The 12,244-nt window shown below is 66.9% G+C and carries 15 protein-coding genes; 4 read left to right on the forward strand and 11 right to left on the reverse strand.

The window, feature by feature from the left end; translation table 11 throughout:
- The first annotated feature begins 6 nt into the window (after positions 1–6).
- Complete coding sequence (locus IMX13_RS11290; RefSeq protein ID WP_193396385.1) at positions 7–309, forward strand: hypothetical protein; 303 nt, start codon at positions 7–9, stop codon at positions 307–309.
- A gap of 177 nt (positions 310–486) precedes the next feature.
- On the opposite strand, the gene IMX13_RS11295 is transcribed toward IMX13_RS11290, so the two are convergent.
- The 5 genes from IMX13_RS11295 to IMX13_RS11315 form a co-directional block, all read right to left on the reverse strand.
- Complete coding sequence (locus IMX13_RS11295; RefSeq protein WP_193396386.1) at positions 487–1,743, reverse strand: cysteine desulfurase; 1,257 nt, start codon at positions 1,741–1,743, stop codon at positions 487–489.
- Positions 1,740–3,002, reverse strand: a complete 1,263-nt coding sequence (sufD, locus tag IMX13_RS11300; RefSeq protein WP_065182414.1) for a Fe-S cluster assembly protein SufD — start codon at positions 3,000–3,002, stop codon at positions 1,740–1,742. Before sufD ends, IMX13_RS11295 begins: the two co-directional genes overlap by 4 nt.
- Positions 3,002–3,766 (reverse strand): Fe-S cluster assembly ATPase SufC, encoded by a 765-nt coding sequence (sufC, locus tag IMX13_RS11305; protein WP_053516654.1) that lies wholly within the window; start codon positions 3,764–3,766, stop codon positions 3,002–3,004. Before sufC ends, sufD begins: the two co-directional genes overlap by 1 nt.
- 65 nt (positions 3,767–3,831) lie before the next feature.
- Complete coding sequence (sufB, locus tag IMX13_RS11310; RefSeq protein ID WP_065182413.1) at positions 3,832–5,307, reverse strand: Fe-S cluster assembly protein SufB; 1,476 nt, start codon at positions 5,305–5,307, stop codon at positions 3,832–3,834.
- 18 nt (positions 5,308–5,325) lie between these two features.
- Positions 5,326–5,781 (reverse strand): SUF system Fe-S cluster assembly regulator, encoded by a 456-nt coding sequence (locus tag IMX13_RS11315; protein ID WP_053516656.1) that lies wholly within the window; start codon positions 5,779–5,781, stop codon positions 5,326–5,328.
- 214 nt (positions 5,782–5,995) lie between these two features.
- Between IMX13_RS11315 and IMX13_RS11320 the strand changes: the two genes are divergently transcribed.
- Positions 5,996–6,463, forward strand: coding sequence for an SET domain-containing protein-lysine N-methyltransferase (locus IMX13_RS11320; protein ID WP_053516698.1), 468 nt, complete (start codon positions 5,996–5,998; stop codon positions 6,461–6,463).
- A gap of 132 nt (positions 6,464–6,595) precedes the next feature.
- Complete coding sequence (locus IMX13_RS11325) at positions 6,596–7,138, forward strand: type 1 glutamine amidotransferase domain-containing protein (RefSeq protein WP_111186009.1); 543 nt, start codon at positions 6,596–6,598, stop codon at positions 7,136–7,138.
- A 68-nt stretch (positions 7,139–7,206) separates the two neighbouring features.
- Here the strand turns inward: IMX13_RS11325 and IMX13_RS11330 are convergent, their stop codons facing one another.
- From IMX13_RS11330 to IMX13_RS11345, 4 genes are all read right to left on the reverse strand, one after another.
- Complete coding sequence (locus IMX13_RS11330; protein WP_193396387.1) at positions 7,207–7,803, reverse strand: DUF1439 domain-containing protein; 597 nt, start codon at positions 7,801–7,803, stop codon at positions 7,207–7,209.
- Positions 7,804–7,880: 77 nt separating this feature from the next.
- Positions 7,881–8,420 (reverse strand): hypothetical protein, encoded by a 540-nt coding sequence (locus IMX13_RS11335; protein WP_193396388.1) that lies wholly within the window; start codon positions 8,418–8,420, stop codon positions 7,881–7,883.
- A 55-nt stretch (positions 8,421–8,475) separates the two neighbouring features.
- Positions 8,476–8,784 (reverse strand): DUF3861 family protein, encoded by a 309-nt coding sequence (locus tag IMX13_RS11340; RefSeq protein WP_053516660.1) that lies wholly within the window; start codon positions 8,782–8,784, stop codon positions 8,476–8,478.
- Positions 8,785–9,083: 299 nt separating this feature from the next.
- Positions 9,084–9,482, reverse strand: coding sequence for an HU family DNA-binding protein (locus IMX13_RS11345; RefSeq protein ID WP_053516661.1), 399 nt, complete (start codon positions 9,480–9,482; stop codon positions 9,084–9,086).
- Positions 9,483–9,853: 371 nt separating this feature from the next.
- On the opposite strand from IMX13_RS11345, the gene IMX13_RS11350 reads away from it, so the two are divergent.
- Entirely contained in the window at positions 9,854–10,285 is a 432-nt protein-coding gene (locus IMX13_RS11350) for an OsmC family protein (protein ID WP_053516662.1), read from the forward strand.
- A 46-nt stretch (positions 10,286–10,331) separates the two neighbouring features.
- Here the strand turns inward: IMX13_RS11350 and IMX13_RS11355 are convergent, their stop codons facing one another.
- Positions 10,332–11,210: a PhzF family phenazine biosynthesis protein gene (locus IMX13_RS11355; protein WP_164151754.1), complete on the reverse strand. Its 879-nt coding sequence runs from the start codon at positions 11,208–11,210 to the stop codon at positions 10,332–10,334.
- A gap of 123 nt (positions 11,211–11,333) precedes the next feature.
- Positions 11,334–12,206 carry a PhzF family phenazine biosynthesis protein gene (locus IMX13_RS11360; protein ID WP_193396389.1) on the reverse strand — a complete coding sequence of 291 codons (873 nt, stop codon included), beginning with the start codon at positions 12,204–12,206 and terminating at the stop codon, positions 11,334–11,336.
- Positions 12,207–12,244 lie beyond the last annotated feature (38 nt).

Raw genomic sequence — 12,244 nt, forward strand, 5'->3', positions numbered from 1 at the left:
GGGGCGATGAAAAGCCTTGTTGAGAGTTACCCCGTTTGGGCTTCCATCATTCTAGGTGCCATGTGGATAAACGCATTTGCGGCTCACAGGATGTTGCTGAAAATCGAGCGCGAACGACCAGAAGTACTTGCTGCAGCCGGAATCATGAAAGTTGATTGGTGGCTTGGATGCTTGCGTGGTATCGCAGTGCTTGCCCTCACTTCCAAAGGGCAGGCGCTCCATCAGGGTGAACGGTGGGTGTTGAGGGGCGTCGTGATGATGTACGTCTTCTTGATTGCTTCCGGGGTATCCATGCTTGTTGGCATGTAGAAGGCGGTGCCTCAAGGCCGCTGATGGTGGAATGGTTCGGCATTACGATGAAATTGCCCGTTCCTGGCATCACTCTGCATTTCCCAGTTTCACCTCTGCTGGCTTGCGTCCCACGCGCATAAAAAAACGCCGCAGTCCCCTGCGGCGTTCCCGTATTTCCCTGGCTCCGGCGAATCCTCAGCCGAGCAACTTACGTACCTTGGTCAGCGCGGTCATGAATCGCTCGATCTCGGCGTGCGTGTTGTAGAACGCCAGCGAGGCACGGCAGGTGGCTGCGACACCGAAGTACTGCAGCAACGGATGTGCGCAGTGCTGGCCGGAACGCACGGCCACGCCTTCCAGGTCGAGCAGGGTGGCCAGGTCGTGTGCATGCGCGCCGTCGATCAGGAACGAGACCACGGCCGCCTTCTCCGGCGCTTCACCGATGATGCGCAGGCCCTCGACGCGGCGCAGCTCTTCGGTGAAGTGAGCGAGCAGCTCGGCTTCCCGCGCCTCCACGTGCTCCTGGCCGATGTCCTGCAGGTAGTCGGCGGCCACGCCCAGGCCGATGAAGCCGGCGATGTTCGGGGTGCCAGCCTCGAACTTGTGCGGGGCATCGTTGAACACGGTGCCCTCGAAGCTGACTTCCTTGATCATCTCGCCACCGCCGAGGAACGGCGGCATCGCGTCCAGATGCTCGCGGCGTGCCCACAGGGCGCCGGTGCCGGTCGGTCCGCACATCTTGTGGCCGGTGATGGCATAGAAGTCGCAGCCGATCGCGGCGACGTCGACCTTGCGGTGTGGCGCGGCCTGCGAACCGTCCACCACGGTGATGATGCCGCGCTTGCGCGCCTCACGGCAGATCTCGCGCACCGGGTTGACCGTGCCGAGCACATTGGACACGTGGGTGACCGCCAGCAGCTTGACCTCGGGGGTCATGGCCGCACGCAGCGCATCAAGGTCGAGCGCGCCATCCGGGGTGATCTCGGCCACGCGGAGGGTGGCGCCGGTACGCTGCGCGACCAGCTGCCACGGCACGATGTTGGCGTGGTGCTCCATGCGCGAGACCAGGATTACATCACCGGACTTCAATCGCGGCAGCGCCCACGAGTATGCCACCAGGTTGATGGCGAAGGTGGTGCCGCTGCACAGCACCAGATCGCTGGGGCGCACGTTGAGGAAGCGCGCCAGTTTGTTGCGCGCACCTTCGTAGGCATCGGTGGCTTCACTGCCCAGGGCATGCACCGCGCGGCTGACGTTGGCGTTGTAGCGGCGATAGAACTCATCCACCGCGCCGATCACCTGCACCGGTTTCTGGCCGGTGTTGGCGTTGTCGAAATAGACCAGCGGCTTGCCATGCACTTCACGCATCAGCAGCGGGAAGTCGAGACGCACGCGATCCCAGTCAGGGGCGCTGGCGCGTTCTTCGATCGGGCGCGGGGTGGAGAGATTCATGCCACACCCGCCTCGGCCAGGGCCTTGTCCAGGCGGCGTGCCAGCTGCTCGCGCAGCGCGTCCGGCAGTACCTTCAGCGGCTCATGGCAGAACGCGGCACTCAGCAGTGCCTGCGCCTGTGCCTGCGGCAGGCCACGCGAGCGCAGGTAGAACAGCGCGTTCGCATCGAGCTGGCCGACGGTCGCACCGTGTGCGGCTTTCACTTCGTCGGCATCGATCACCAGCACCGGCTGGGTGTCGATCTCGGCGTCGGCCGACAGCAGCAGGTTCTTGTTGGACAGGTTCGCGTCGGTGCCGTCGGCGCCTTCGCGGATCTGGATGCCACCATGGAACACCACGCGGCTGCGGTTGGCGGCCACGCCGCGCCACAGCAGCTCGCTACGGGTATCGCGAGCGATGTGGTCGATGCCCAGGCGGGTATCGACGTGGCGGCGGCCATTGCCGAGCAGCACGCCATTGGCGGTCAGCTGCGCGTTGTCGCCCTCCAGCCGTACGTTCAGTTCATGGCGGCTGAGCGCGGCGCCCAGTTCCAGGTCCACGCGGTGATATTGCGCGTCACGGGCCAGCACCGCGTCGGTGCGCAGGATGCTGGTCTGGCGTGCACTGCCGGCCTGCACGCGCGCATGCTTGAGCACGGCATCGCGCGCAACGTGGACGTGCAGCACGGTGTTGTCCAGGTGGGCGGAGTCACCGACGCTGAAGCGGTGTTCGACCACGCCCAGGCTGGCGCCGGCACGCAGTTCGATCAGGTGGCGGTGGTGCCAGGCCAGATCGGTGTCACCGGCGACGCTGGCGAACACCAGCTGCAGCGGTGCCTCGACCTGCACGCCGTCGTCCACGCGCAGCACCGCGCCTTCATCGGCCAGGGCGGCATTCAGGCGGGCGAACACTTCGTCGCTGCGCTCGTAGCGGCGGCCGAGGAAACGCGCGGCATCCTCACCGGCGGCCAGCGCCGAGGACAGCGGTTCCAGCTGCACGCCGGCCGGCAGGCCGTGGGTGTCGCTCAGTGCGTCGCTGAGGCGGCCGTTGACGAACACCAGGCGCGGCGCGGGGATGTCTTCCAGCACGGCCACATCCAGCACCGGCGGCGACAGCGGCGCGGCGGCGAAGGCACGGCGCTCCAGCTGGCGCAGCGAGGTGTACTTCCAGGCTTCGTTGCGGGCGGCCGGCAGGCCATCACGCAGGGCCGCATCCAGCACTTCGCGGCGCGCATCGCTGCCGCAGAAGGCCTGGGCCATGGAATCAAGCAGGGCGCTCATCAGACCGCCGCCTCGGGCACGACCCGGTCCTTCAGGAAGTCATAACCGTGCGCTTCCAGTTCCAGCGCCAGTTCCGGGCCACCGCTCTTGACGATGCGGCCGTCGGCCAGCACGTGCACCACGTCCGGCTTGATGTAGTCCAGCAGGCGCTGGTAGTGGGTGATGACCAGGAACGAACGGTCGGCGGCGCGCAGCGCATTGACGCCGTCGGCCACGCTCTTCAGCGCATCGATGTCCAGGCCCGAATCGGTTTCGTCGAGGATCGCCAGCTTCGGTTCCAGCACGGCCAGCTGGAAGATCTCGTTGCGCTTCTTCTCGCCACCGGAGAAGCCTTCGTTGACGCCACGGTGCAGCAGTTCGTCCTTCAGGTGCAGCACGGCCAGTTTCTGCCGTACCAGCTTGAGGAACTGCATGGAATCGAGTTCGTCCTCGCCGCGTGCCTTGCGCTGTGCGTTCAGTGCCGCGCGCAGGAAGTAGGTGTTGTTCACGCCCGGGATTTCCACCGGATACTGGAACGCCAGGAACAGGCCGGCAGCGGCGCGCGCTTCCGGGTCCTGGTCGAGCAGATCGACCCCGTCGAACCGGACGCTGCCCTCGGTCACTTCATAGCCGTCGCGGCCCGCCAGGACGTTGCCCAGGGTGGACTTGCCGGCGCCGTTCGGGCCCATGATGGCGTGCACCTGGCCGGGCTGGACGTCCAGCGAAAGGCCCTTGAGGATTTCCTTGTCGCCGATGCGGGCGTGGAGGTTTTCGATCTTCAGCATGGTGGGAATTTCCGTGAGGCGGGCCGCAGCCCGCCGATAAAAAGAATGCGTTGCGAGGGCAGGGCTCAGCCCACCGAACCTTCCAGCGAGACTTCCAGCAGCTTCTTGGCCTCCACTGCGAATTCCATCGGCAGTTCGCGGAACACCTGCTTGCAGAAGCCGTCGACGATCATCGACACCGCGTCTTCCTGGCTGATGCCACGGGCGCGGCAGTAGAACAGCTGGTCATCGGAAATCTTGGAGGTGGTGGCCTCGTGCTCGACGGTGGCGCCCGGGTTCTTCACCTCGATGTAGGGGAAGGTGTGGGCGCCGCACTGCTTGCCGATCAGCAGCGAATCGCACTGGGTGTAGTTGCGTGCGCCCTCGGCATTGCGGTCGACCTTGACCAGGCCGCGGTAGGTGTTCTGGCCACGACCGGCGCTGATGCCCTTGCTGACGATCTTGCTCTTGGTGCGCTTGCCGACGTGGATCATCTTGGTGCCGGTGTCGGCCTGCTGGCGATGGTGGGTCAGCGCGACGGAGTGGAATTCGCCGACCGAGTCATCGCCCAGCAGCACGCAGGACGGATACTTCCAGGTGATCGCCGAGCCGGTCTCGACCTGGGTCCAGGTAACCTTGCTGCGTGCACCGCGGCACTCGGCGCGCTTGGTGACGAAGTTGTAGATGCCACCGACGCCGTTCTCGTCGCCCGGATACCAGTTCTGCACCGTGGAGTACTTGATCTCCGCATCTTCCAGCGCCACCAGCTCGACCACCGCGGCGTGCAGCTGGTTCTCGTCGCGCATCGGCGCGGTGCAGCCTTCCAGGTAGGACACGTAGGCCTTGTCCTCGCACACGATCAGGGTGCGCTCGAACTGGCCGGTGTGGCCGGCGTTGATGCGGAAGTAGGTGCTCAGCTCCATCGGGCAGCGCACGCCCCTGGGAATGAACACGAAGCTGCCATCGGAGAACACCGCCGAGTTGAGCGCGGCGAAGTAGTTGTCACCGACCGGCACCACGGTGCCCAGGTACTGGCGCACCAGTTCCGGATGTTCCTTGATGGCTTCGGACATCGAACAGAAGATGATGCCCTTCTCGGCCAGTTCCTTGCGGAACGTGGTGCCGACCGAGACCGAGTCGAACACCGCGTCCACCGCCACGCCGGCCAGCTTGGCGCGCTCGTGCAGCGGCACGCCCAGCTTGTCGTAGGTATCGAGCAGTTCCTTGGGCACGTCATCCAGCGAGGCGTACTTCGGGCCCTTCGGTGCCGAGTAATAGCTGAGCGCCTGCAGGTCGATCGGGGCGATCTGCAGCTTGGCCCAGTTCGGCATCGGCATCGTCAGGAAATGGCGGTAGGCGTCCAGGCGCCACTGCGTCATCCATTCCGGCTCGTCCTTCTTGGCGGACAGCGCACGGATGGTGTCCTCGTCCAGGCCCGGGGGCAGCGAGTCCGATTCGATGTCCGTGACGAAGCCGGCCGAGTACTTGCGGCCGAGCTGCTCATGGATCTCGCGGTTGGGGGTGTCGTCGTGGGCGACGGTTTCGATGGTTTCGGTGGCCATGGGGGGGCTGCCTACGGATCAGGAGACGACGTCGACAGCGATGGTGCGGCGCTGTTCGTCATCGACAAGGGGAAGAGGGGGCAGGATCTGCGCCAGGCTGACATCGCGCAGGGCCTCGGAGACCACGTCGTTGATCAGCCGCCAGCTGCTGCGCGCGCCGCACTTGGGCGCCATGCCGCACTGGTGGTGGTCGTGGCTGCACTCGGTCAGGGCCAGCGGCCCTTCCATTGCTTCCACCACTTCGAACAGCGAGACCTCCACGGCGGGCCGGGTCAGCCGATAGCCGCCGCGGACGCCGCGCAGGCCCTCGACCAGGCCGGCCTGTGCCAGCGGCTTGAGGACCTTGCTGACGGTGGGCGGCTCCAGGCCGGTGAATTCGGCCAGCTCGGTGGCGCTGAGCACTTCGCCCGGACGGGCGGCGAGCACGGTCAGCACGACGGTGGCGTAATCGGTGAGTTTGGTGACGCGCAACATGGGGGATGCGAGCGGTTCTTAAAGCGGACTGAAATTGTACGCTTTTCTTCGCCGGCATCCAACCCGGGCATTCAGCCGGCGCTGGGAGACCCTGGCCGGGGCCGTTCACCCGCAGTCACGATCGGGGCGACATGCTGGAGCATCGGGACGATTTTCGCAATTGCCCGGAATGGGCGAGAATCCGGGTTCCTTTCGCTGCAAACAGCCCGTGCCGATGCCGAAGAAGATCCAAGCCCGCAAGTCCGCCATCCATGGCAACGGTGTGTTCGCCGTGGCCCCGATCAAGCAGGGCGAGCGCGTGATCCAGTACAAGGGCCTGCTGCGCAGCCATGGCGACGTCGATGCCGATGACAGCGGTGACGTCGAAAGCGGCCACACCTTCCTGTTCACCCTCAACGACGACTGGGTGATCGATGCCAATTACAAGGGCAACGATGCGCGCTGGATCAACCACAGCTGCGACCCCAACTGCGAGGCGGTGATCGAGGAAGATGCGGACGGCGACAGCCGTGGTGACAAGGTGTTCATCGAAGCGCTGCGCGATATCGCCGCCGGTGAGGAGCTGACCTACAACTACGGCATCGTCCTGGCCGAGCGCCATACGGCCAAGCTGAAGAAGATCTGGGAGTGCCGCTGCGGTTCCCCCAAGTGCACCGGCACCATGCTGCAGCCCAAGCGCTGACCGGCACCGGGTACGGCCGGCCGATCGCCGGCCGCATCGCGGACATGCACCTGCCATCGACACGCGGGTCACTCCGCTTCAATGCACGTTGCCGCACGCTGGGTGCTCATCCTCACCAACGGGAGTGCACTCATGGCCCAGCGCCTCAAAGGCAGGCAGATCGCCATCCTGGCCACCCACGGCTTCGAGCAGTCCGAACTGATTGAACCCAAGCGCCTGCTTGAAGCGGAAGGCGCCCGGGTCAGCGTGATATCGCCGGCGAAGGAAGCCACCATCAAAGGCTGGAAAGAGAAGGACTGGGGCGAGGCGGTGGCGGTGGACATCCCCCTGAGCGAAGCCGACGCGGCAGGGTTCGATGCGCTGGTGTTGCCCGGTGGCGTGATCAATCCGGACACGCTTCGCACGGATCAGGCCGCCGTGGACTTCATCCGCGACGTGGCGGCGGCCGGCAAGCCGGTCGCGGCGATCTGCCACGGCCCCTGGCTGTTGATCAACAGTGATCTGGCCAACGGCCGCGAGGTCACCTCGTGGCCGTCACTGCAGCAGGATCTGCTCAACGCCGGTGCGCGCTGGCAGGATGCCGAGGTGGTGGTGGACGGCAATCTGATCACCAGCCGCAAGCCCGACGACATTCCCGCCTTCAGCGAGGCCGTCGTCCGCGCGCTGGCCGCCTGACGATTCGAAGCTGACATCGTGGCGTGCCCGGCCGCTGGACGCCGCCGGGCACCGTGTTGCAGCTCGGCTCAGTTGCCGAGCAGGCCCGCAGGTACCAGGTTGCCGAGGTTCTGGTTGAAGGTGACGACCAGCTTGCCGTTCTTCACCTGTGCCGATTGCACCTGCAGCGCACCGAGCATGCCGGCCACGGCCGGATCAAGCTTGTAGATCGGTTCACGCTGCGCATAGTCGCTCAGCCAGGCATTGAGCAGCCCACGGGTACGTGAATCGAGGCGGCCGCCCTGATTGGCCGGGGTGAAATCGTCCACGCTCGGCTGCTGCAGGTGGAAGCCCTGGGTCTGGGCGTCATAACGCAGGCCGCTGCTGAGCTTGACCGTACCGAGCTTGGCCGGACTGCCGCCGGCGGTCGCAAGCGCCACGTCCATGCCCAGGTTCAGGCGTTCGCCTGCGGGAAGGCTCAGTTGCGGATGGCTCATCGTCAGCGCGATCAGGCCGCCAAGTACATCCTGGGTACGCGGGAAACTGCCGTCCAGGTACTGCTGCACGTCGCTGGCGCCAACCGAGAGTTCGCGGCCGGAAATCGAAGGTGCGGCCTGCGCGCCGATCGCAGCGGCGATCAGGACGGTGGCGGCGGCGAGGCGGGTCATCAGGGGACGCAGGCGCATGGCGGTGACCGGAAAGGGCGGGGTGGCTACAGAGTAGCTTTGCAGGCTGAATCGAGCGTGCATGCCGTTGCAGCGGTTCAGTCCAAAGAGGGCCGCAGCTGCGCCGACTGGATCTGCCAGGCACTGCCGTCGGCGTTGGGCTGCACGCGATACCAGCCACCAAAGCGGAAGGTGCCGTCGGCGGTCACGGCGCGGACCTGCACCGGAACTTCCAGCAGCTGCGGCGGATGCTTGCCGTCGACGGCGACCGGCGTCTGGCTGCGCAGGCGCAGGGCGCGCACGTTGTCCAGCTGGCGCAGCGCGGCGTCATCCGCCCGCCGCGGGTCGGCGGGGGGGAAGGTCCAGGCAGCGTCGCTCGCGGCGTGGTCGCGATTGAGCAGGTCGGTCATGTACCGGCTGAGCATGTCCCCGGGCGGCTCAGCGTCGTCGGCCACTGCGGCCAGCAACGGCTGGACGGAGGGTGGCCGCAGCGATGCAGCCTCATCGCCCACGGCCGTCGGCTGCCGGTGTACATCATCCGGTCTGGTGGCGACCGGGGCGGTGATATCCACTGCGGGGGGCGGCCGGGAACAGCCCAGCACGACCAGCGGCATCAGCAACAGCAGGGTCCTGCGCATGGTGCCTCCTCCCCGAGGCGACCTGGAGGACGGCAGTGTATCGACTACGGGGTCTTCAGCGGGAAGATGGCAGCTGATCCAGCGCATCCAGCGCCGGCAGGACCTGGGCGGCGAGTGCGGCCAGTGCATGACCGTCGGTGTCGGCATGACGCTGCACGATGTCGCGCAGCAACTGGGTGGCGACCACCAGCGTGGCGCGCTCGTCGCCACTGAGTCCTGCGGTGCGCGGTGCCGCTTCGAGCAGTCGCATCAGGTCGCGACTGGCGCGATGTTCCAGTTCGATGGTGCAGCGCCCGGTGCACTGCAACCCGTCCTTTTCGATCGGAGTCACCGAGATCCGGTAGCGGGTGGAGGGGCTGGCCATGAGAGGTGCTCGCCGTTGCTGTGGGGGAATGTGCCCACCATAGGCAAGGCCGCCGCCGGCGGCGACGGCCGGCGCTGCACGCAGTGTTCCACCCGGTTGGACGAAGTGCGGGGGAAGCGTGGCCGCAGCCTTTGGTGGCGGGCCTGGGAGGCCGATTGCGCTGCTGGGGCAACGCTGTGTTGCGATGCCCGGCGCCGTGCCCGGAAGATGGTCGCTGCCTGCGCGGAACCGCCGGGGGCGCCAAAAAAAAACGGGACGGCCTGGGCCGTCCCGTCATGCATCCGCCGAATGGCGCGCGCTTACAGCGCGGCGTCCTTCAGCTTCTTGAGCGGACGAACCTTCAGCTTGGTGGTGGCCGGCTTGGCGGCGAACCACTGCTCTTCCTTGGTGAACGGGTTGATGCCCTTGCGCTTCGGCTTGGCCGGCACATTGACGGTGGTGATCTTCAGCAGGCCCGGCAGGGTGAAGGAGCCAGCGCCCTTCTTGTGCACCGAAGAGGCGACAGCGCCTTCCAGCGAGGCCAGCACAGCGCGCACGTCCTTGGCGACAACGCCGGAGGCTTCAGCGATGTGTGCAACCAGGCCGGACTTGGTCAGCACTTCCTTGATCGGCTTCGGAGCGGCCGGCTTGGCGGCAGCCTTCGTCGCGACTTTCTTCACTGCCTTCTTCGGGGCAGCCTTCTTAGCGGTCTTTGCCATGGTTTCCTGTTCCGTGAACGGTTGGTTGTTTGGTCGGCGCCGAACCCCGTCGGCAAGCGCAATGTAGGGCAACTCTCGGGCGCCGCCAATAGCCCGGAGCGCGGAAAGTGCATGTTTTTTCATATCCAGGCCGATTCAGTACATGGCCGGCGGTAGGGGGCAGGGGCACCCGGAGGGGCAGGAAAGCGCCGGCCCTTTCGCCGGGTGGAAGTGCGAAACCGCTGAAAACAAGGGAAAAACGGCATGGCGCGGAGCTGACGCGAAGCAACCGGAGCACGCGTGCCGGGCACGCTGCAATGCGGCAGAGCGACGCAGGCATAACGTGCGCCATGCGAGGGTGACCGTTCATCACCGCCACACAGGAGCAGCAAATGGGAATCTCGCGACACGCCACCGCGCACTGGGAAGGCGATCTGAAGTCCGGCAAGGGCCAGTTGAGCACGCCGCAGAGTGGCCTGCTGGACAAGACCCGCTATGGGTTCAACAGCCGTTTCGGCGAGGAGAAGGGCACCAACCCGGAAGAGCTGATCGCCGCCGCGCATGCCGGCTGTTTCACCATGGCGCTGTCGGCCAAGCTCGGCGAGGCCGGTTTCACTCCGACGTCGCTGGATACCGAGGCGAAGGTGGATCTGTCGATGGAAGGTGGCCCACAGCTTTCGCAGATCCGGCTGAAAGTGAAGGCCGTGGTGCCCGGGATCGATGCGACGCAGTTCCGTGCCATCGCCGACGATGCCAAGCAGAACTGCCCGGTGTCCAAGGCACTGAGCGCGGTGCCCATCAGCCTGGAGGCCGAGCTGGGCTGAGGTCGGTAGCGCCGGGCCATGCCCGGCGTTCCAGGGCAACCACCCATCACCAATCAAGGGTGCCGGCGATCACCGTCTGCACCTGACCGCCGGACCAGACCTCGCCGGCCTCGTCCACGCGCAGGGTCAGGCGTGCGTCATGCCCGACCTCCCGGCCCTGGCTGACGTCGAATGCCTCGCGGCCCCGCGGCAGGGCGCCGCGCAGGTCCAGCCATGCCGCCAGCACGGCGTTGGCGGCGCCGGAGGCGGCATCCTCGAAGCGGCGCCCGTTGCCGACGAACGCGCGCACGGCCAGATCGAAGCCTTCGTTGCCGTCGGCGAATGCATAGGCGAACACGCCCATGCTGTCGGTGGATTCGGCCAGCGCAGCCACCGCGTCCCAGTCCGGGCGCAGCGCGCGCAGGGCCGATTCATCGGCAACCTGGACCACCCACCAGCTGCGCCCGCCCTGCATGCGTGCTGGCGGCAACCGACCCAGTGGCCAGCCCTTCAGGGCCGCCTGCAGGCGCGGATCGTCCGCCCGCGCGGTTTCGGCCAGCTGCGCGCGCGGGGTGCGGATGGCAATGCGCTGCTGCGCGCCTTCGCCGCTGACCCGCAGCGGCAGCGCACCGGCAATCCCGTCCTGCACCAGCAGGCCATCCACCGCCTCCGCCAGGCCCGCCTGCAGCACGGCATGCGCGGTGCCTACGCTGGGGTGGCCGGCAAACGGGACTTCCTTCTGCGGACTGAACATGCGCAGGCGGTAGCTGGTTCCCGCCGTCTGCGGCGGGAACACGAAGGTTGTCTCGGGCAACCGCGTCCAGCGGGCGATGGCCTGCATGGTGTCGTCGTCGAGTCCGTCGGCATCCAGCACCACGGCCAGCGGATTGCCGGCACCGGCGCGCGGGGAGAACACATCCAGTTGCAGGAAACGGCGTGCGGACATCAGTGACAACTCCAGGAAACGATGGGACGGTGGCGCGGGGCCATGCTCCGCGAGCGCGCAGCGCGGCGAGTCGCCGGGCATGGCCCGGCGCTACCGGCAAGGCGGCATAGGGTATCGCGGGGGCTACCAGTGAATCTGCCCATCGATCACCGGCTGCACCTGGCCGCCGATCCACACCGTGCCCTGCGCATCGACCTGGACCTGGACCTCACCATCGCGGCCCACTTCGCGGCCCTGGCTGGCCACGTAGCCGGCGTCCGTGCCCGGCAGCGCGCTGCGTTGCCGCAGCCAGGCGCCAATCAGCGCATTGGCACTGCCGGTCACCGGATCCTCGGGCACGTTCACCGCATCGCCGGGGCAGAAAGCGCGCACCACGAGCGCGTGCGCAGCAGCCTGTTCCGGTGCGAACACGGCCACGCCGGTGGCGCCGGTGGCATTGGTCCAGTCGCGCACGGCGGCCATGTCCGGCGCCAGGGAGCGCACGCTGGCGGCATCACGCAGGGGCAGCAGCCACCATCGTGGACCGTTGTCCCACAACTCGGCCACATGGCCCTCGGAGGCCTGGGCCAGCAGCGCTTCCGGCACCGCCCCGGGAGCGGCATCCAGGTGCCGTGCTGCGGGGCTGGCGAGCTGGATCGTCGGTGCGGCAGCCGGGCCGGACACGCGCACCGGCAACAGCCCGGCGGCGCACTGCTGCACCAGGGCACCGTCGCGCGGCACGGCCAGGCCGCTGGTCACCGCTGCCCAGGCGGCACCGACACTGGGGTGGCCGGCGAACGGCAGCTCGCTGCCCGGGGTGAAAATGCGTACGTGGTAGTCGGCACCGGGCGCGGTGGGGCGGATGAAGAACACTGTCTCGGACAGGTTCAGCCAGGCGGCCAGCGCCTGCATGCGGTCGCTGGAAAGCCCGTCCGCGTCAAATACGACACCCAGTGGGTTGCCCGTGCCGGGACGGGGAGCAAAGACATCGAGCTGCAGGTAACGATAGGCGGTCATGGCGGGGATATTGGGCTTAGAATCGAAGGTTCCGCCCC

The sequence above is a fragment of the Stenotrophomonas sp. B2 genome, from assembly GCF_014947095.1.
Classification (GTDB): Bacteria; Pseudomonadota; Gammaproteobacteria; order Xanthomonadales; family Xanthomonadaceae; genus Stenotrophomonas; species Stenotrophomonas maltophilia_P.

What these genes read in the sequence shown, in the direction of transcription:
- sufC (WP_053516654.1), bottom strand. Translation starts at nt 3,766, where the DNA reads ATGCTGAAGATCGAAAACCTCCACGCCCGCATCGGCGACAAGGAAATC.
- IMX13_RS11335 (WP_193396388.1), bottom strand. Translation starts at nt 8,420, where the DNA reads ATGCGCAGGACCCTGCTGTTGCTGATGCCGCTGGTCGTGCTGGGCTGT.
- IMX13_RS11355 (WP_164151754.1), bottom strand. Translation starts at nt 11,210, where the DNA reads ATGTCCGCACGCCGTTTCCTGCAACTGGATGTGTTCTCCCCGCGCGCC.
- IMX13_RS11320 (WP_053516698.1), top strand. Translation starts at nt 5,996, where the DNA reads ATGCCGAAGAAGATCCAAGCCCGCAAGTCCGCCATCCATGGCAACGGT.
- sufB (WP_065182413.1), bottom strand. Translation starts at nt 5,307, where the DNA reads ATGGCCACCGAAACCATCGAAACCGTCGCCCACGACGACACCCCCAAC.
- IMX13_RS11295 (WP_193396386.1), bottom strand. Translation starts at nt 1,743, where the DNA reads ATGAATCTCTCCACCCCGCGCCCGATCGAAGAACGCGCCAGCGCCCCT.
- IMX13_RS11360 (WP_193396389.1), bottom strand. Translation starts at nt 12,206, where the DNA reads ATGACCGCCTATCGTTACCTGCAGCTCGATGTCTTTGCTCCCCGTCCC.
- sufD (WP_065182414.1), bottom strand. Translation starts at nt 3,002, where the DNA reads ATGAGCGCCCTGCTTGATTCCATGGCCCAGGCCTTCTGCGGCAGCGAT.
- IMX13_RS11340 (WP_053516660.1), bottom strand. Translation starts at nt 8,784, where the DNA reads ATGGCCAGCCCCTCCACCCGCTACCGGATCTCGGTGACTCCGATCGAA.
- IMX13_RS11315 (WP_053516656.1), bottom strand. Translation starts at nt 5,781, where the DNA reads ATGTTGCGCGTCACCAAACTCACCGATTACGCCACCGTCGTGCTGACC.
- IMX13_RS11330 (WP_193396387.1), bottom strand. Translation starts at nt 7,803, where the DNA reads ATGCGCCTGCGTCCCCTGATGACCCGCCTCGCCGCCGCCACCGTCCTG.
- IMX13_RS11345 (WP_053516661.1), bottom strand. Translation starts at nt 9,482, where the DNA reads ATGGCAAAGACCGCTAAGAAGGCTGCCCCGAAGAAGGCAGTGAAGAAA.
- IMX13_RS11325 (WP_111186009.1), top strand. Translation starts at nt 6,596, where the DNA reads ATGGCCCAGCGCCTCAAAGGCAGGCAGATCGCCATCCTGGCCACCCAC.
- IMX13_RS11290 (WP_193396385.1), top strand. Translation starts at nt 7, where the DNA reads ATGAAAAGCCTTGTTGAGAGTTACCCCGTTTGGGCTTCCATCATTCTA.
- IMX13_RS11350 (WP_053516662.1), top strand. Translation starts at nt 9,854, where the DNA reads ATGGGAATCTCGCGACACGCCACCGCGCACTGGGAAGGCGATCTGAAG.